The organism is Acidovorax sp. GW821-FHT09A11 (assembly GCF_059418365.1).
This window is the reverse complement of record NZ_JBWKPS010000004.1, coordinates 72,126-89,688: the sequence shown is the minus strand read 5'-3', so window position 1 is coordinate 89,688 and position 17,563 is coordinate 72,126. Positions and strand designations below refer to the sequence as shown.

Sequence of the window (17,563 nt, the reverse complement as noted above, 5' to 3'; positions counted from 1 at the left end):
CCGATAGCGGCTACCAGCGCAGCAGGCGCGGCCCCAGCACGGCCCCCAGCGCCGTCGGGATGGCCATGCCCGCCAGGTACCAGACCGCCAGGAACGGCGCGGCCATCTCGGGGCAATGCAGGGCATACACCAGCGCGCCCAGCGCGCCCGCGAGCAGGCCGGCACCCGCGCCCGTCCAGGCCAGGCGCGTGGGTGCGGCACCCCTGAGGGCCCAGAAGCCCGCGGCCAGCGCAGGCACCGACAGCGCGGCGATATTGAACGGACAGGTGCGCCAGGTGCTGCCCAGGATGAGCGGCACCCGCTCCGCCGCCGTCACCTGTGACAGGGCCAGCAGGGCCAGGGCCCACAGCAGCAGCGGCGGCACCGCCAGCAGCAGCGCCGCAGGCCGCACCGCCATGCCCGGCCGGGCCATGCGGCGCAACAGCGCCAGCCCGGCGGCGGCCAGTGCAGCGGCAAACACCAGCTTGCCCCAGAACATGGGCTGCGCCAGGGTCGCCGGCAGGTCCGGGCGCAGGCCGAACAGGCCCAGCATCAGCACCCCGGCACCGGCAATGCCCACGGCGGCGGCCACGGCAAACCGTTGCTCTATCGCGGTGGTCCGCACCGGTCCGCCATCAGCGGCCAGCAGGTGGATCAATTCATCGGTTTTCATGCCATTCCTCCTGGGACTTGCGCAAATCAGGACGCGCCAACGACCCGTCGGCCGTGGCGGGCGATTTGCGCAAGCCCTGTTTTGCGTGAGTCATATCCCTCATCCTGGCGGCCAGGGCCTTGAGCCCCCGGTGCACGCCGACCTTGACGGCCGACTCCGACAGCCCCGTGAGGCGCGCCGTCTCGATCACCGACAGACCTTCCAGCTTCACGTACTCGATCGGCAGGCGCTGCTTGTCCGGCAAGGTGCGCAGCAGCTGCCCCAGGTCGCGCCGGGCTTCGGCGGCCTCGCTGTCGCTGCTGGCAAACAGCTCGCTGGCATCGTCCAGCGGGTCGTTGCGCCCTTCCTTCACGGCGTGCGAACGCAGCCAGTCGATGAGCTTGTAGCGCGCAATCGCATGCGCCCAGGCCGTCACCGGCATCTCGGGCCGGTAGGTGTGGCGCTGGTTGTGCACCGCCAGCAATGTTTCCTGCACCAGGTCCTCCACCTCATCGGGCCGCTGCGCCAGGCGGCGGCGCAGGAAGGCGCGCAGGTGCGCGCTCAGCTCCTTCAGAAAGCGCTGGTAAGCGGCTGCATCGGCATCCAGCCCCTGCAGCAGCAAACCGCGCAGGCGCTCTTCCACAATCTCCATGGCGTCTCCCTGCAGGCAATTCGTATGCCGGGGCCAACGGGTTACAGGCACCGCAAAAAATTTTCTTGCACTGCCACCGCATTTTTTTGCGCAGCACCGTAACCGGCCCGCCGCACTGCGCGAATTACAACGCAGATCGGGCAGCTGGAATCCACCTTCGTGCAGCGCCCCGGTCGGATGCAACCCTCAACCCTTGGAGATCCCACCATGACCACACGCACCCTCAGCCTCGGCGCCCTGGCCCTTGCCGCCCTGGCCTCTGGCGCCGCCATCGCCCAGACCGCCCCGATGGACGGCGCCAAGCCCGCCATGGAGAAGTGCTACGGCGTCTCGATGGCCGGAAAGAACGATTGCGCCGCCGGCCCCGGCACCACCTGCGCCGGCACCTCGAAGATGGACTACCAGGGCAACGCCTGGAAGTTCGTGCCCGCGGGCACCTGCGCATCGATCAGGACGCCCAAGGGCATGGGTTCGCTGACACCCGCCAAGGCCTGAGGCCATGGCGCTTCCCACCGCTGGCCTGGGCCTCAAGCCCCCGCACTACGACGAGGCGCTGCGGTGCACCGCCCCCGGCCTGTGGTGGGAGGTGCACCCCGAGAACTACCTGGCCGACGGCGGCCCGCGCCTGGCCTGGCTGGAAGCCATCCGCGCGCGCCACCCCGTGGCGCTGCATGGCGTGTCCCTGTCGCTCGCTGCCGATGAACCGCCCGACACAGCGTACCTGGCCCGCCTGGCCGCACTGGCGCGGCGCGTGGAACCCGTCCTGGTGTCCGAACACCTGGCGTGGTCCCGCTGGCGCGGGCAGTACCTGCCCGACCTGCTGCCGTTTCCCCGCACGCACGCGGCGCTGCACCGCATCGCTGGCAACATCGCCCGCACGCAGGACGTGCTGCAGCGGCCCATCGCCATCGAGAATCCCACGCACTACCTGCACATCGACGGCCACGATTGGGCCGAAACCGAATTCCTGGCCGAGCTGGTGCGCCGCACCGGCTGCGGCCTGCTGCTGGACGTGAACAACGTCCATGTCAGCGCGAACAACCTGGGCTGGCGCGCGCAGGCCTACCTCGACGCATTCCCTCTGCACGCCGTGGCCGAGATTCACCTGGCGGGCCACCACGCCGACCCGGTGCATGGCAACGCCTTGCTCATCGACAGCCACGACGCCCCGGTGGCCCCCGCCGTGTGGGCGCTGTACCAACGCGTGATCGAGCGCACAGGTCCCATCCCTACCCTCATCGAGCGCGATGGCAACCTGCCCGGCTTCAGTGAACTGCTGGGCGAGCGCGACCAGGTCCACCACGCACTCATGGCCGCGCACGCCGGGGAGGCCGCATGCAGCTGACCGAATTTCAGGACGGTTTCTCGGCCGCCGTGCTCGGCACCGGCCGTGCCCCGGCCACCGCGTGGTCAGCGGCCCTGGAGGCCCAGCCCGGCTTTGCCGTGTACCGCAACACCGTGCTCAAGGGCTGCATCGACGCCCTGCAGGCCAGCTACCCCACGGTGTGCCAGCTGGTGGGCGAAGACTGGTTCCGCGCGGCAGCGGGGGTGTATGCCCGCGCGCGGCCGCCCCGTGACGGGCTGCTGATGGACTACGGCGCGGGGTTTGGCGGTTTTCTGGCCGGGTTCGAACCGGCCGCCGGGCTGCCCTACCTGCCCGCGGTGGCGCGCCTGGACCGCTGCTGGACCGAATGCCACCTGGCGGCGGATGCCACCGCCGTGGACCGTGGCTGGTGGGCCCGGCAAGCGCCCGGTGCGCTGCCCGGCATGCGGCTGCGGCCGCACCCCGCAGCGCGCTGGCCCTGGTGCGACGAACACCCCGCCTACGCCCTATGGCAAAGGCACCGCGATGGCCTGGACATCCCCACGCACCTGGCCTGGGTGGGTGATGGCGGCCTGCTCACCCGGCCCCGGGCCGAAGTGGCATGGCGCCCCCTATCGCGTGCGGGGATGGCCCTGCTGGACGCCTGTGCCGGGGGCCTGCCCCTGGAGGCTGCCGCCACCTGCGCACTGGCCACCGACCCCGCCACCGATCTTGCCGCGCTGATGGGCGCCCTGCTGGACGCGGGCGCCCTGGTCCAGCCCCCTTCACACACAGGCTGAGGAGCCCCCATGGCAACAACCACCCACTTCCCCACCGCCCCCGCCAAGGGCCCCCGCGTGCTGCTGGCACGGCTGGCCGATGCCGCCGCCCGCCTCACCCCGCACGGCCTGCTGGCCCTGGTCAACCGGGTGGCGGTGGCGGGCATCTTCTGGCGATCGGCGCGCACCAAGGTCGAGGGCTGGTTCACCCTCTCCGACAGCGCCCATGCGCTCTTCCGCGAGGAGTACCGGCTGCCCCTGATCGCGCCGGAGCTGGCTGCGCAGATGGCCACCGTGGCCGAACATGTGTTCCCTGTCCTTCTGGTGCTGGGCCTGTGCACGCGCCTGTCCGCACTGGCCTTGCTCGGCATGACGCTGGTCATCCAGGTGTTTGTCTACCCCGATGCCTGGCCCACGCACCTGTCATGGGCGGGGTTGCTGCTGTACCTGGCGGGGCGCGGCGCGGGCAAGGTGTCGCTCGACCGGGCGCTCGGAATTCGCTGACGCGTGGGCTTTTTTTAGCCCGCCGCCGTCCGCACCCAGCGCACGATGTCCGCCGCGCCGAGCGCCCCCGAGATGCGCGCCACCTCGCGCCCCTGCTGGAAGAGGATCATGGTCGGAATGCTGCGGATCGCATAGCGCGCCGCGATCGCCTGGTGCTCTTCGGTGTCGAGCTTTGCCAGGCGCACGCGCGGCTCCAGCTCGCGGGCGGCCTGCGCGAACGCCGGGGCCATTTGCCGGCATGGCCCGCACCACGGCGCCCAGAAATCGACCAGCACCGGGATGTGGCTTCGGCCCACATGGCGATCAAAAGTGTCGGCGTCGAGCGCAAGCGGCGCGCCCGCGAACAGGGGCTGGTGGCATTTGCCGCAGTCGGGCGCGCTGGCCAGGTCGGCACCTTGCACGCGGTTGGTGGTGTGGCAGTGCGGGCAGACGATGTGCAGGGCGTCGGTCATGCGGTGGACGTGGTGGGTGGAGGGGTAAGGGGATCGCTTCCTTCTGCACAGTGCGGCCAAGGCGTGGCATTTCAAGCCGCGGCCGGCAACTCTTCGCCCGGCGCAAACCCGCGCACGGCCAGTGGCAGGAAGTTACGCACGATTACCACGGCCAAAGCCCCCTTCCACGGGAGGCGGTTTAGCGCCATCTGCTAAGGTCCTGCCCCATGCAGCTGCTCCCGTTACTGACAACTGCCCATGCGCTTTTTCTCGATTTCGACGGCACGCTGACCGAGTTGGCACCGCGCCCCGAGGCGGTGCGCGTAGCCTCCGGCCTGGTTCCCACACTGGCGTCCCTGCATGCCCATCTGGGGGGGGCGCTGGCCATCGTGACCGGGCGGCCCGAGTCCGACATCGATGGATTCCTCGCGCCGCTGCGCCTGCCGCTGGCCAGCGAACACGGGGCGCAATACCGCCTGGGCGACACCTCCCACCCCGCCATCGAGCCGCCGGACCTGGCGCCCGTCCTGCAGGCCGCGCGGAACCTCGCGGCGCGGCACCCCGGCCTGCTGGTGGAGGCAAAGCGCGCCAGCGTGGCCCTGCACTACCGCCTGGCCCCCCCGCTGGAAGCGTTGTGCCACGACACCCTGGTGCGCGCGATGCAGCACCTGGACGGCGTGGAACTGCTGCGCGGCAAATGTGTCTTTGAAGTCAAGCCCCGTGGAGTCCACAAGGGCCAGGCCATCGTCGACTTCATGACCCAGCCGCCGTTCGCGGGCCGCACGCCGGTCTTCGTGGGCGACGACGTCACCGACGAGGCCGGCTTTGCCGCCGTGCAGGCGCTGGGGGGATGGGGCATCAAGGTCGGCGAGGGGCCGACCATGGCACAACACCGCTGCATGACATCCGCCGCGCTGCGCGGCTGGCTGTCTTCTGCACGCACCACCTGGGAGCGCGAACGATGAACACGCCAGCCACCGAACCCCAGCCCGGTTCCTTGAACCTGGGCATGATTGGCAACTGCGCCATCAGCGCGCTGATCGACGACCACGCCCGCATGGTGTGGTGCTGCCTGCCCCGGTTCGACGGCGACCCGGTCTTCAACGCCCTGCTGCAGCCCGGCGATGAGGGCAGCCACTTCGCCATCGAACTGGAAGACTTGGCCTCGGCCCACCAGTGGTACGAGCCCAACACCGCGATCTTGCGCACGCAGCTGTTCGACAAGGCCGGCCACGGCATCGAGATCACCGACTTCGCCCCGCGCTTCTACAGCCGCTCGCGCTACTTCCGGCCCATGACGCTGGTACGCCGGGTGCGCCCCATCCAGGGCGCGCCGCGCATCCGCGTGGCGCTCAAGGTGCGCTACGACTGGGGGCAGACGGAACCCCGGATCACGCGCGGCAGCAACCACATCCGCTATGTGGGCGAGGGCATGACGCTGCGCCTGTCCACCGATGCGCCGGTCTCGCACGTGCTGTCGGGCCAGGCCTTCGTGCTCACGCGCGAGCACAACTTCCTGCTGGGAGCCGACGAGACGCTGGTGGAGGGCATCGCCGACACCGCCCGCCTGTTCGAGCAGGAAACCACCTCGTACTGGCGCAACTGGACCCGCGCCCTGGCCGTGCCGCTGGAGTGGCAGGACGCGGTGATCCGCGCGGCCATCACGCTCAAGCTCTCGCTGTACGAGGACACCGGCGCCATCGTGGCCGCCATGACCACCAGCATCCCCGAATCCGCCCACAGCGGGCGCAACTGGGACTACCGCTTCTGCTGGCTGCGCGACGCGTTCTTCGTGGTGCGCGCGCTCAACAGCATCTCCGAGGTCGGCACCATGGAGGACTACCTGCGCTGGCTCAGCAACGTGGTGGTGGAAGGCGGCGACGGCCACATCCAGCCGCTGTACGGCATCGGCCTGGAGCACGATCTGCCCGAAAGCCTCGTGCCCCAGCTGGCGGGCTACCGGGGCATGGGCCCCGTGCGCGTGGGCAACCAGGCGGCCGAGCATTTCCAGCATGACGTGTACGGCAACATCGTGCTGGGCGCGGCCCAGGCCTTCCACGACCACCGCCTGCTGCACCGCGCGGGCCTGGCCGAGTTCACGCGGCTGGAACAGGTGGGCGAGAACGCGGTGCGCGTCTATGGCCAGCCCGATGCGGGCATGTGGGAGCTGCGCACGCGCGCCCGGGTGCACACCTCGTCCGCGCTGATGAGCTGGGCGGCCTGCGACCGGCTGGCCAAGATCGCCGCCACCCTGCAACTGGCCGACCGCGCCAGCCACTGGCAGCAGCATGCGGACCGCATGCGCGCCGAGATCCTCGACAAATCCTGGTGTGAAGCGCGCCAGGCGTTCGCCGAGAGTTTTGGCGGCCATGAACTCGATGCCAGCGTGTTGCTGATGGCCGAGGTCGGCCTCATCGACCCCAGGGACCCGCGCTTCGTGAGCACCGTGGAGGCCATGGAAAAGAGCCTGTGCGACGGCCCCTACATGCGCCGCTACGAGGCGGCCGACGATTTCGGCAAGCCCGAGACCGCCTTCAACATCTGCACCTTCTGGCGCATCGACGCGCTGGCGCGCATCGGCCGCAAGGCCGAGGCCCGCGCCATCTTCGAGACCATGCTGGCCGCGCGCAACCCGCTGGGCCTGCTGTCCGAAGACACGCACCCCGAAACGCGCGAGATGTGGGGCAACTTCCCGCAGACCTATTCGATGGTGGGCGTGATCAACGCTGCCGTGCGCCTGTCCGCGCCCTGGGACAGCGTGATTTGAGGCCGTGTCCGACAGGCGGCGCCCCCCAACCCCGCCGATGATCGGGGGATGAGCCGCCTCGTCGTCGTATCCAACCGCATCGCAGACCCCCGCAAACCCGCAGCCGGAGGTCTGGCCGTGGCACTGGGCGACACCCTCAACCGCACGGGCGGCCTGTGGTTTGGCTGGAGCGGCAACATCGCGGAGGCGGGCACGCCCGGCGAAGGCGAGCTCCAGACCCGCCAGGCGGGCCCCGTGACGCTCGCCACCGTGGACCTGTGCCGCGAAGACCATGACACGTACTACCACGGCTACAGCAACAGCGTGCTCTGGCCGGTGTTCCACTACCGGCTGGACCTGGCGGACTTCAACACCCGCTACATCGCGGGGTACCGGCGCGTGAACCAGATGTTCGCGCGCAAGCTGCTGCCCCTGCTGCGCGACGACGACATCATCTGGGTGCACGACTACCACCTGATTCCGCTGGCCGCCGAGCTGCGTGCCATGGGCTGCAGGCAGCGCATCGGCTTCTTCCTGCACATCCCCATGCCGCCGCCGCTCATCATGGCGGCCATCCCGCAGCACGAATGGCTGATGCGCTCGCTGTTCGCCTACGACCTCGTGGGCCTGCAGAGCGAAGCCGACGTGTCGCACTTCACGCGCTACGTGCGCAACGAAGGCAGTGCCGAGGAGGTGGATGCCCAGCGCCTGCGCGCCTTTGGCGCCACGGTGCACGTCAAGGCCTTTCCCATCGGCATCGACGTGGACGAGTTCACGCGCCTCACGCAGGCCCCCGACGCGGTGGAAACCTACGAGAACATGCGCGACGAGTACTCGCGCCGGCGCCTGCTGCTGGGCATCGACCGGCTGGACTACTCCAAGGGCATACCGCACCGCGTGCGCGCCTACCGAGAGCTGCTCGACCGCTACCCCGAGAACCGCAACAGCGCCACCATGATCATGATCGCCTCGCCCTCGCGCGACGACGTGCATGCCTATGCCGACCTGCGCCAGGAGCTGGAGGGGCTGTGCGGCGCGGTGAACGGCGACTATGGCGAGCTGGACTGGATGCCGGTGCGCTACATCCACCGCATGGTGGCGCGCAAGCGGGTACCGGGCCTGTGCCGCGCCGCCGCCGTGGGCCTGGTCACGCCGCTGCGCGACGGCATGAACCTGGTGGCCAAGGAATACGTGGTGGCGCAAGACCCGGACGACCCGGGGGTGCTGGTGCTGTCCCGCTTCGCGGGAGCGGCCGAGCAGCTCAAGGAAGCGCTGCTGGTGAACCCCTACGACACCCAGGGCATGGCCGACACCATCCAGCAGGCGCTGCAGATGCCGCTGGCCGAGCGCCAGGCACGCCACCAAAAGCTCATGGCCCGCATCCGCGAACATGACGTGCACTGGTGGCGCAGGTCGTTCCTGCAGGCGCTCCAGGCGGCAGGCGACTGAAGCCGCCACGCGCGGCGGCACATTCTGCCCCGGTGCGCGTGCCGCAGGGGGTCAGAGCAACTTCGTGAGCAAGCTCACCACAAAGCTCAGGAGCAGCGTCGACGCCAAGGGCACGTCCCAGTCCCGGCCCAGCCAGCGAAAGCGCAGGTCGCCGGGCAGGCGGCCAAACCCCATGCGCCTGAGCAGGGGCGACAGCCAGCTCAGCAACATCAGAGCCAGGAAGATGACGAGAAGCCAGCGGATCATGCCCACAGTGTAGGGCTGCAGGCCCGGTCGCCCCCCCACGGCGCAGGCATGCGGCGTGCCCTCACGGCATCCCGCGCCACGAGCGCCGGGCTGGCGCCGACCCCTTCAGCGCTGCACGCCCCAGCGCCGCACCGTCAACCGTTCCAGCGTGTGGAAACCCAGGCTCTCCACCGCCAGGCCGATCAGGATCACCAGCACCAGGCCCCCGAACACCTTGTCGGTGTAGAGCTCGTTGCGGTTCTGGAAGATGTACCAGCCCAGCCCGCCTTTGCCCGACGACGCGCCGAACACCAGCTCGGCCGCGATCAGCGTGCGCCAGGCAAAAGCCCAGCCGATCTTCAGGCCCGACAGGATGGACGGCAGCGCGGCCGGCACCAAGATCTGCAGCACATAGCGGATGCCGGTGAGGCCGTAGTTGCGGCCGGCCATGCGCAAGGTCTCGGGTACGGACTGGAAGCCCGCGTAGGTGTTGAGCGCCAGCGGCCACAGCACCGAGTGGATGAGCACGAAGACCAGGCTGCCCTGCCCCAGGCCGAACCACAGCAGCGCCAGCGGCAGCAGCGCGATGGCCGGCAAGGGGTTGAACATGGAGGTCAGCGTGGACAGCAGGTCGCGCCCGAACTGGGTGGACACGGCCAGCGTGGTGAGCACGAAGGCCCCGAGGATGCCCGCGAGGTAGCCCTTGAGCAGCACCGACAGCGAGATCGCCGTCTTGCCGATCAGCTCGCCCGACGCCAGTCCTTCGACCAGCGCCTTGGCGGTCTGCAGGAAGGTGGGCAGCAGCAGGTCGTTGTCCTGCCAGCGCGCCACCACCTCCCACAGCACGGCCAGCACCGCCAGGATCACGAGCTTGCGCACAAAGGCCTGCTGCCAGATGCGCGCCGTCGGCGGCAGGGGCAACACGGGCGCGATACCGCCCAGCGGCTCCAGGCTGCGCTCGAACTCGGGGCGCACGGGAGGGGTCAGCAGGGAGGCACTCATACGGAAATCTGGAAGGGCAGCGAACCCGCAGGCCGCTGTGGGGGAATGAGCGGCACGCCACCACGGCGGCCAGGTGCCAGAGCTTCGGCATCGGCCTGTACCGACCCCGGCACGGCACCGGCGGCGGGTTCGTCGAACAGCAGGCGGTGGATGCGCTGGGCCGTGGCCTGGAACTCGGTGCCGCCCAGGCTGTGCAGCCCAAACTGGTGGCTGTTGACCTCGGCGCGCAGCCGCCCCGGGTGCGGCGAGAGGATGGCGATGCGGTTGCCCACCACCAGTGCCTCTTCGATGGAGTGCGTGACGAAGATCAGCGTGAAGCGGAACTCGTCCCACAGCGAGAGCAATTCCTCCTGCATGCGCCGGCGCGTGAGGGCGTCGAGCGCGGCAAAAGGCTCGTCCATCAGCAGCACCTGGGGCTGCATGGCCAGCGCGCGCGCAATGGCCACGCGCTGCTTCATGCCGCCCGAGAGCTGGTGCGGGTGCACGTCGGCGAATTTCGACAGGCCCACCTTGTCGATGTACAGCGCCGCGCGCTCGGCCGCCTCCTTGCGGCCCACGCTGCGCGAGGCCAGCAGCGGGAACATCACGTTGTCGCGCACCGTCTTCCACGGCGGCAGCTGGTCGAACTCCTGGAACACCACCACCCGGTCGGGCCCGGGCCGCGCGACCGCGCGGCCGCCGAGCAGGATCTGCCCCTCGCTGGGCGCGATGAAGCCGGCGATGGACTTGAGCAAGGTGGACTTGCCGCAGCCCGAGGCACCGAGCAGCACGAAGCGGTCGCCCGCAAACACGTCGAAGCCCACGCGGTGCGTGGCACGCACCACGCGCTCGCGCGTGCGGTAGTCGATGCTCACGCCCTGCACCTGCAGCAAGGCGGCGTTGGGGCGGGTGGGCGCGGCGGAGGCACGGCCCTCGCCCATGGCCCAGCCCAGTGCCAGTGCCTGCGCCTCGTCCTCCAGCGCATTGCGTTCGCTTTGCAGCGGCGGCGAGAAGGGGCCCATGCGGAGGGTGTGCTCGCTCATGCCCGAGACTCTCTCAGTTGCCCGACGCCGTGTGCGCGTCTTCGAAGAAATAGTCCTTGAGCGCGGTCGGCTGGTTCTTGATGGCGCCCACGCGGTGCAGGAACTGGCCCATGCCCAGCGTGTTGTCGGGGCGCACCTTGAACTGCACCTCGGGGTTCTGGATGATCTTGAGCAGCAGCGCGCGGTCGGTGTTGCCACCAGTCACCTTGAGGTAGATGTCGGCCGCCTTCTCGGGGTTGGCGGCGACGAACTTCGCGGCCTCGTCGAGCGCATCGACGAAGGCCTTGTAAGTCTTGGGGCTCTCGGCGCGGAATTTCTCGGTGGCGTAGAGCACGGTGGCCGATGCCGGGCCGCCCAGCACGTCGTACGAGTTGAGGACGATCTTCGCCTTCGGGTTGCCGGCCAGCTCCTGCTCCTGGAAGGGCGGGTTGCCGAAGTGGCCGGTGATCTCGGTGCCGCCCTTGATGATGGCGGCCGCCGCGTCAGGGTGCGGCAGCGCCACCTGGTTCTTGTCCAGGCGGTTGAACTCCTTGTCGCCCCAGAGCTTGGCCGAGGCCATCTGCAGCACGCGCGACTGCACCGAGACACCGACGGCCGGCAGCGCGATGCGGTCCTTGTCGGTGAAGTCGGCAATAGTCTTCACGGCCGGGTTGTTGCTCACCAGGTAGTAGGGAAAGTTGCCCAGCGAGGCCACGCCCTTGACGTTCTGGCGGCCCTTGGTGCGGTCCCACAGCGTGAACAGCGGGCCCACGCCGGCACCGGCGATGTCGATGTTGCCCGACAGCAGCGCATCGTTGACGGCCGAACCGCCCGACAGCTGCAGGAACTCGACCTTGATGTCCACGCCCGCGGCCTTGCCGTGCTTCTCGATAAGCTTGTTCTCCTGCGCCACGTTGAGCAGCAGGTAGACGATGCCGAACTGCTGGGCGATGCGCAGCTGGCCTTCAGCGGCATGGGCAGTGGCGCTCAACCCGCCGGCCAGCAGCAGGCCCGTGGCAGCGAGCCACGCGGCGGTCCTGCGGCCGAGGCTTCGGCGGTCAAAACGGTGGTGGGTGGAGGTGGTCATGGAAGCCCTTCAAATCAAAAATCAAACAAAATATGGCCCCAGCGCTTATCCAACAAGCGATGAAAGCTATCAAAAACAGAGCAAACTCAGAAAGGCCGGTCGCCCTCGATCGTGGTTCTGTACAGCTTGCGGCGTTCGCTGTCGGGCGTGCCCGCAGCGAGGTGCGTGACGGACCGGTTGTCCCAGAACACCAGGTCGTGCGGCTGCCACAGGTGGCGGTAGGTGAACTCGGGGCGCACGCTGGCGGCGAACAGCTCGGCCAGCAGGGCCTGGCTTTCGGCCTCGGGCAGGCCGACGATGCGGGTGGTGAAGTGCTCGCTCACGAACAGGGCCTTGCGGCCCGTCTCGGGGTGGGTGCGCACCACGGGGTGGATGGAGGGCGCCACCTCGGCGATCTGCGCCTGGGTGAGCTTCGGGCGCCAGGGGCTCCTGGCGCGCAGTTCTTCGTACTTGGCCAGGTAGCTGTGCTCGGCCTGGAGCTGCGCGATGCGCGCCTTCAACGCTTCGGGCAGCGCATCGTAGGCGGCATGCTGGTCGGCGAACAGGGTGTCGCCGCCTTCGCCCGGCAGCTCCTGCGCGTGCAGCAGCGAGCCCAGGCTGGGCTTGTCCTTGTACGACAGGTCCGAATGCCAGTAGTGGCCCGCGTCGCCCAGGCCGATGGGCTGGCCCGCAGCGTCCTTGATGTTGGAGACGATCAGGATCTCGGGGTGGCCCGCGAGCTGGAAGTTCTTGAGCACGTGGATCTGCAGCGGCCCGAACAGGCGGCTGAAGTCGATGTGCTGCTGCGGCGTGATGCGCTGGTCGCGGAACACCAGCACATGGTGGTCCAGGTGCGCGCGGTGGATGCGCGCGAAGTCCTCGCGGCCCAGCGGGCGCGACAGGTCCAGGCCCAGCACCTCAGCGCCCAGTGGGCCGGCTGCGCTCGCCACGGGGCGGATCACCAGACCTTGCGGCGGCGCGTCGCCATCGGTGGCGGAAAGGGACGGGAATGACGGAACAGCCGACATGGGAGCCTCGTGGGGAATGGGGACAGGCGTGCCCCGAGGTCTGCACTCTAGGCCGCGTTGCTTATTCAGGGAACGAAGGTTTTCTCAGTTGTTAACAACCAAAACAGCTAACGTGCCCTGTGGCTCCCACCCGCTATGGCGCTCTGCGGCACGCACATGCCATCATCGCCACCGGGCCCACTTCCATCCTTGCCGATGCCTGCGACCTACCACCACACCGTCAGCGGCCAGCACTGGTCGTTCAGCGACCTGCGCGAGGTGATGGCCAAGGCCACGCCCGCACGCTCGGGCGACACACTGGCTGGCATCGCGGCCGGCTCGGCGGTGGAGCGCATGGCGGCGCGCATGTGCCTGGCCGACGTGCCGCTGGCGCGCTTCCTGAACGAGGCGCTGGTGCCTTACGAGGTCGATGAGGTCACGCGCCTCATCATCGACACGCACGACGCGGCGGCTTTTGCGCCCATCGCCCACCTCACTGTGGGCGGGTTGCGCGACTGGCTATTGGCAGCTGACACGGCCACCCTGACCGCCGTGGCACCGGGCCTGACGCCCGAGATGGCGGCCGCCGTGAGCAAGCTCATGCGCAACCAGGACCTGATCGCCGTGGCGCGCAAGTGCCGCGTGGTCACGCGCTTTCGCAACACCCTCGGTCTGCCCGGCCACCTGGCCGTGCGCCTGCAGCCCAACCACCCCACGGACGACCTGCGCGGCATCGCGGCGTCGATGGTCGATGGCCTGCTGTACGGCGCGGGCGACGCGGTGATCGGCATCAACCCGGCCACGGACAGCATTGCAGCCCTCACGGGGCTGGTGCACATGCTGGACGAAGTCATCACCAAGCTGCAGATCCCCACGCAGTCGTGTGTGCTCACGCACGTGACGAACACGGTGCAGATGATCGAGCAGGGCGCGCCGGTGGACCTGGTGTTCCAGTCCATCGCCGGCACCGAAAAAGCCAACGCCGGCTTCGGCGTGAACCTGGCCTTGTTGCACGAGGCGCGCGAGGCCGCCCTGTCCCTGAAGCGCGGCACGCTGGGCGACAACGTGATGTATTTCGAGACCGGCCAGGGCAGCGCGCTGTCGGCCAACGCCCACCACGGCGTGGACCAGCAGACCTGCGAGGCCCGGGCCTACGGCGTGGCGCGCGCGTTCTCGCCGCTGCTCACCAACACGGTGGTCGGCTTCATCGGCCCGGAGTACCTGTACGACGGCAAGCAGATCATCCGCGCCGGCCTCGAAGACCATTTCTGCGGCAAGCTGCTGGGCCTGCCGCTGGGCTGCGACGTCTGCTACACCAACCATGCCGAGGTCGATTCGGACGACATGGACACGCTGATGACGCTGCTGGGCGTGGCGGGCGTGGCCTTCATCATGGGCGTGCCGGGGGCGGACGACATCATGCTCAACTACCAGAGCACCTCGTTCCACGACGCGCTGTACCTGCGCGAGGTGCTGGGCCTGCAACGCGCGCCCGAGTTCGAGGCCTGGCTGCAGCACATGCACCTGGCCGATGGCGCGGGCCGGCTGCTGCCTGCCGCACAGCAGCAGGCCGCCATTGCGCAGCTGCGGCAGATCGGGATGCGGAGATGAGCGAGCCGGCCCCTATCACCGGCCCTCTGCCCGACCCCTGGGATGACCTGCGCGCCCACACCGCCGCGCGGCTGGCGCTGGGCCGCGCGGGCACGGCCGTCCCCACGCGCGAGCTGCTCAGCTTTGGCCTGGCCCACGCCCAGGCGCGCGATGCCGTGCACCTGCAACTCGACGCGGATGCGTTGGCGGCGCAACTCACAGCCCTGGGCTGCAGCACGCTGCAGGTGGCCAGCGGCGCGCCCGACCGCGCCACCTACCTGCTGCGGCCCGACCTCGGCCGGCGGCTTGGCGATGCGGATGCGGAGCGGCTGCGCGGTCTGGGGCATGGCCACACACACTGCGACCTGCTTGTGGTCGTGGCCGACGGGCTCTCGTCCCTGGCCGTCGAACGCAACGCCGTGCCCCTTGTGGAAACCATCGTGCGCACCGCGCCGCAGGGCTGGCAGATCGGTCCGGTGATCGTCGCCACCCAGGCCCGCGTGGCGCTGGGGGACGAGGTGGGCGCGCTGCTGGGCGCACGCCTGGTGGCGGTGCTGATCGGCGAACGCCCGGGCCTGAGCTCGCCCGACAGCCTGGGCATCTACCTCACCTGGCACCCGCAGGTGGGCCGCAGCGATGCCGAGCGCAATTGCATCTCCAACGTGCGGGCCGAAGGGCTGGCGCCGTCGGCTGCCGCAGCCCGCCTGTGGTGGCTGTGCCAGGAGGCCCGGCGCCTGGCCCTGACGGGCGTGGGCCTGAAGGACCGCAGTGATGGCGTGGTGGTGGGAAACGCGGCAGGCAAGGTGTTGCCCGGCGGGCCCGCCGCGGCCTGACTACAGCCGGTGCGACCGGTCCCCGTGCACGAACCCCACGGGCTCCCACGCCTCGCCCGCGCCGAGGGCCAGCACCTTGAACAGCTCGCCCATTTCATGTTCCATGATCAATTTGGCCGCTATCGCCCGCTGTGCTTGCGGTAGTTGCTCCATTTTTTGCAGCAACCCGCAGTTGATGAGGAAGTGCGCCTGCGTGGTGTAGCCCAGCACGTTCAACCCGGCCTCCTGCGCGGCCAGGGCCATGGCGGTGAAGTTGACATGGGCGGTGATGTCCTTGCGCCCCACTTCCACCAGCGGGTCGCCATCGGCCTGGTGGCCCTGGTGGCACATCACGGTGCCCATGTGGCGCTGGGGGTGGTAGTACTCGCTCTCGCCAAAACCGTAGTCCAGCAGGAAAGCCGCGCCGCGCGTGAGCCGGTCGGCCAGCGTGCGGATGAAGCCCTCGCCCTGGGCGTGGATCTCGGTCAGGTAATCCTGCGGGCCGTCGATGTCGACGGGCGGGCGCAGGCCGGTGGGGACGTCGGCCCAGGCAAAGCTGCCGTCAGCCTGCACCACCACGCCGCGCTCGTGCCACGCCCCATTCTGCTGGCCACCGTGGCGGGCGAGCAGTTGCACGGGCATGGCATCGAGCACTTCGTTGCCCACCACCACGCCGCTGAATTGGTCGGGCAGTGCATCCACCCAGCGCAGCTTGTCGGCATGCGCCACCAGCTTGGCCTGCTGGCGGGCCCGCAGGCTGCCCGACAGATCGACGATGGTGTAGCGCCGCACCTGGTCGCCCAGGGCATCCAGCAGTTGCAGCGCCAGCGCGCCTGAGCCCGCGCCAAACTCCCACACCTCGGAGGTACCAGTCTGCGCCAGGGCCTCGCCCACCTGCACGGCCAGCGCCTGGCCGAACAGCGGGGTCATCTCAGGTGCGGTGACGAAGTCGCTGCCGGACTCGGGCATGGCGCCGAACTTGGTGGAATCGTTGGCGTAATAGCCCAGGCCCGGGGTGTACAGGGCCAGCGCCATGAAGCGGTCAAAACCCAGCCATCCACCCTCGGCGGCAATGGCCTGGGCAATGTGCTGGTGCAGGGCGGTCGTTAAACTGTCGGGTCTTTGGGTCACGGCCCGCATTGTCTCCCACCCCACATGTCTCACCCCGCCCCCGCACGCACCGTTCTGGTCACAGGCGCCGCCAAGCGCCTGGGCCGCAGCATTGCGCTGGCCCTGGCGGCGGGGGGCTGGCAGGTGGCGGTGCACTACCGTTCATCCGAGCAGGATGCTATCGATACCATAGCTGCTTGCGCACAGCTGACAAGCGCCAGCGCCCATTTTGATGCTGATTTCGAGGACGAGGCCGCCGTGCGTGGCCTGCTGCCCCGCGTGGTGGCGCACTTTGGCGGCGTGGATGCGGTGGTCAACAGCGCCTCGCTGTTCGAGCATGACAACGCCGCCACCTTTGGCTTTGCCGCGCTCGAAAAGCACCTGCGCAGCAACACCGCCGCCCCCGTGCTGCTGGCCCAGGCGCTGCACCAGCACGTGGCCGACCGCGTTGCCAAGGGCGAGGCCGACGCGCAGGGCGCCGTGGTCAACCTGCTGGACCAGAAGCTCTGGAACCAGAACCCCGACTTCGTGAGCTACACGCTGTCCAAGGCGGCGCTCGAAGCCGCCGGCACCATGCTGGCGCTGGCCCTGGCACCGCGGGTGCGCGTGGTCGGCGTGGCGCCCGGCCTCACGATCACGAGCCACATGCTGGCGCAGGAAAAGTTCCAGCAGCTGCATGCGCTGAGCCCGCTGGGCCGATCGTCCACGGCCGAGGACGTGGCCGCGACCGTGAAATTCGCGCTGGAGAACCGCTCGATCACCGGCACCACGCTGCTGGTCGACGGCGGCCAGCACCTGATGAAGTTCGAGCGCGACTTCTCCATGATGTGAGCACATGCTCACGCAGAAAGCATCCATCCATGAACAACGCCGCAGGCACCCAGATCCTCACGCTCACCGGACTGCGCTTTGACGCCAACCTGGGCATCCTGTCGCATGAGAAGACGACGCCGCAGCCCATCCAGGTGGATGCCGAGCTGAGCCTGGGCGTGCAGCCGCTCACGCCGCGCGACGACGACATCCTGCATGTACTGGACTACCGCAAGGTGCGCCAGATCATCATCGACGAATGCCGGGCCGAACATGTGAACCTGCTCGAGAGCCTGATCGGCAAGCTGGCCCACCGCCTCATGCAGCTGCCCGGCGTGCTGGGCGTGCGCGTGAAGATCGCCAAGCTGGAGATTTTTGATGACTGCGAAGTGGCGATTCGCGTAGAGACAGGACAGTGGTGAGGTGACCCCATGAGCGCAGCAAC

General features: G+C 69.2%; 20 protein-coding genes. 11 read left to right on the top strand and 9 right to left on the bottom strand.

What is annotated here, in order from left to right; translation table 11 throughout:
- Nucleotides 1-10 precede the first annotated feature (10 nt).
- The gene (locus AC07PV_RS11525; protein WP_218293136.1) at nucleotides 11-652 is read right to left on the bottom strand and encodes an NrsF family protein; all 642 of its coding nucleotides are present in this window, start codon (nucleotides 650-652) and stop codon (nucleotides 11-13) included.
- Entirely contained in the window at nucleotides 639-1,283 is a 645-nt protein-coding gene (locus AC07PV_RS11520; protein WP_218293135.1) for a sigma-70 family RNA polymerase sigma factor, read from the bottom strand. The genes AC07PV_RS11525 and AC07PV_RS11520 overlap by 14 nt, the downstream gene beginning before the upstream one ends.
- Before the next feature lie 207 nt (nucleotides 1,284-1,490).
- Between AC07PV_RS11520 and AC07PV_RS11515 the strand changes: the two genes are divergently transcribed.
- Genes AC07PV_RS11515 through AC07PV_RS11500 form a run of 4 tightly spaced genes read left to right on the top strand, consistent with a single transcriptional unit; the run spans nucleotide 1,491 to nucleotide 3,869 of the window.
- Nucleotides 1,491-1,778, top strand: coding sequence for a BufA1 family periplasmic bufferin-type metallophore (locus tag AC07PV_RS11515; RefSeq protein WP_492246353.1), 288 nt, complete (start codon nucleotides 1,491-1,493; stop codon nucleotides 1,776-1,778).
- 4 nt (nucleotides 1,779-1,782) lie between these two features.
- A complete protein-coding gene (gene bufB / locus AC07PV_RS11510; RefSeq protein ID WP_494602142.1) occupies nucleotides 1,783-2,628 on the top strand; it encodes an MNIO family bufferin maturase in 846 nt (281 codons plus the stop codon).
- Complete coding sequence (locus tag AC07PV_RS11505; protein WP_494630300.1) at nucleotides 2,619-3,386, top strand: HvfC/BufC N-terminal domain-containing protein; 768 nt, start codon at nucleotides 2,619-2,621, stop codon at nucleotides 3,384-3,386. Before bufB ends, AC07PV_RS11505 begins: the two co-directional genes overlap by 10 nt.
- A gap of 9 nt (nucleotides 3,387-3,395) precedes the next feature.
- A complete protein-coding gene (locus AC07PV_RS11500) occupies nucleotides 3,396-3,869 on the top strand; it encodes a DoxX family protein (RefSeq protein ID WP_369641324.1) in 474 nt (157 codons plus the stop codon).
- 14 nt (nucleotides 3,870-3,883) lie between these two features.
- On the opposite strand, the gene trxC is transcribed toward AC07PV_RS11500, so the two are convergent.
- A complete protein-coding gene (gene trxC / locus AC07PV_RS11495; protein WP_218293130.1) occupies nucleotides 3,884-4,321 on the bottom strand; it encodes a thioredoxin TrxC in 438 nt (145 codons plus the stop codon).
- Nucleotides 4,322-4,527: 206 nt separating this feature from the next.
- Here trxC and otsB point away from each other — a divergent pair, with 206 nt between their 5' ends.
- Genes otsB through otsA form a run of 3 tightly spaced genes read left to right on the top strand, consistent with a single transcriptional unit; the run spans nucleotide 4,528 to nucleotide 8,495 of the window.
- Nucleotides 4,528-5,265 (top strand): trehalose-phosphatase, encoded by a 738-nt coding sequence (otsB, locus tag AC07PV_RS11490; RefSeq protein WP_218293129.1) that lies wholly within the window; start codon nucleotides 4,528-4,530, stop codon nucleotides 5,263-5,265.
- Entirely contained in the window at nucleotides 5,262-7,067 is a 1,806-nt protein-coding gene (locus AC07PV_RS11485) for a glycoside hydrolase family 15 protein (protein WP_494630299.1), read from the top strand. The genes otsB and AC07PV_RS11485 overlap by 4 nt, the downstream gene beginning before the upstream one ends.
- A 48-nt stretch (nucleotides 7,068-7,115) precedes the next feature.
- Nucleotides 7,116-8,495 (top strand): alpha,alpha-trehalose-phosphate synthase (UDP-forming), encoded by a 1,380-nt coding sequence (gene otsA / locus AC07PV_RS11480; RefSeq protein WP_218293127.1) that lies wholly within the window; start codon nucleotides 7,116-7,118, stop codon nucleotides 8,493-8,495.
- Between the two features lie 51 nt (nucleotides 8,496-8,546).
- On the opposite strand, the gene AC07PV_RS11475 is transcribed toward otsA, so the two are convergent.
- From AC07PV_RS11475 to AC07PV_RS11455, 5 genes are all read right to left on the bottom strand, one after another.
- On the bottom strand, nucleotides 8,547-8,741 hold the full coding sequence (locus tag AC07PV_RS11475; protein ID WP_056164478.1) for a DUF2905 domain-containing protein: 195 nt from the start codon (nucleotides 8,739-8,741) through the stop codon (nucleotides 8,547-8,549).
- A gap of 105 nt (nucleotides 8,742-8,846) precedes the next feature.
- A complete protein-coding gene (locus tag AC07PV_RS11470) occupies nucleotides 8,847-9,722 on the bottom strand; it encodes an ABC transporter permease (RefSeq protein WP_494630298.1) in 876 nt (291 codons plus the stop codon).
- Nucleotides 9,719-10,744, bottom strand: a complete 1,026-nt coding sequence (locus AC07PV_RS11465; RefSeq protein ID WP_494630296.1) for an ABC transporter ATP-binding protein — start codon at nucleotides 10,742-10,744, stop codon at nucleotides 9,719-9,721. Before AC07PV_RS11465 ends, AC07PV_RS11470 begins: the two co-directional genes overlap by 4 nt.
- 13 nt (nucleotides 10,745-10,757) lie before the next feature.
- A complete protein-coding gene (locus AC07PV_RS11460) occupies nucleotides 10,758-11,810 on the bottom strand; it encodes an ABC transporter substrate-binding protein (RefSeq protein WP_494630295.1) in 1,053 nt (350 codons plus the stop codon).
- A gap of 86 nt (nucleotides 11,811-11,896) precedes the next feature.
- The gene (locus AC07PV_RS11455) at nucleotides 11,897-12,817 is read right to left on the bottom strand and encodes a TauD/TfdA dioxygenase family protein (RefSeq protein WP_494630294.1); all 921 of its coding nucleotides are present in this window, start codon (nucleotides 12,815-12,817) and stop codon (nucleotides 11,897-11,899) included.
- A 195-nt stretch (nucleotides 12,818-13,012) separates the two neighbouring features.
- Here AC07PV_RS11455 and AC07PV_RS11450 point away from each other — a divergent pair, with 195 nt between their 5' ends.
- Nucleotides 13,013-14,407, top strand: a complete 1,395-nt coding sequence (locus tag AC07PV_RS11450; protein WP_494630292.1) for an ethanolamine ammonia-lyase subunit EutB — start codon at nucleotides 13,013-13,015, stop codon at nucleotides 14,405-14,407.
- On the top strand, nucleotides 14,404-15,219 hold the full coding sequence (gene eutC / locus AC07PV_RS11445; protein ID WP_494630291.1) for an ethanolamine ammonia-lyase subunit EutC: 816 nt from the start codon (nucleotides 14,404-14,406) through the stop codon (nucleotides 15,217-15,219). The genes AC07PV_RS11450 and eutC overlap by 4 nt, the downstream gene beginning before the upstream one ends.
- On the opposite strand, the gene AC07PV_RS11440 is transcribed toward eutC, so the two are convergent.
- A complete protein-coding gene (locus AC07PV_RS11440; RefSeq protein ID WP_492246342.1) occupies nucleotides 15,220-16,338 on the bottom strand; it encodes a class I SAM-dependent methyltransferase in 1,119 nt (372 codons plus the stop codon).
- 15 nt (nucleotides 16,339-16,353) lie between these two features.
- On the opposite strand from AC07PV_RS11440, the gene AC07PV_RS11435 reads away from it, so the two are divergent.
- Nucleotides 16,354-17,139: an SDR family oxidoreductase gene (locus AC07PV_RS11435; protein ID WP_494630290.1), complete on the top strand. Its 786-nt coding sequence runs from the start codon at nucleotides 16,354-16,356 to the stop codon at nucleotides 17,137-17,139.
- A 29-nt stretch (nucleotides 17,140-17,168) separates the two neighbouring features.
- Nucleotides 17,169-17,540 (top strand): dihydroneopterin aldolase, encoded by a 372-nt coding sequence (locus AC07PV_RS11430; RefSeq protein WP_218293118.1) that lies wholly within the window; start codon nucleotides 17,169-17,171, stop codon nucleotides 17,538-17,540.
- Nucleotides 17,541-17,563: the final 23 nt, after the last annotated feature.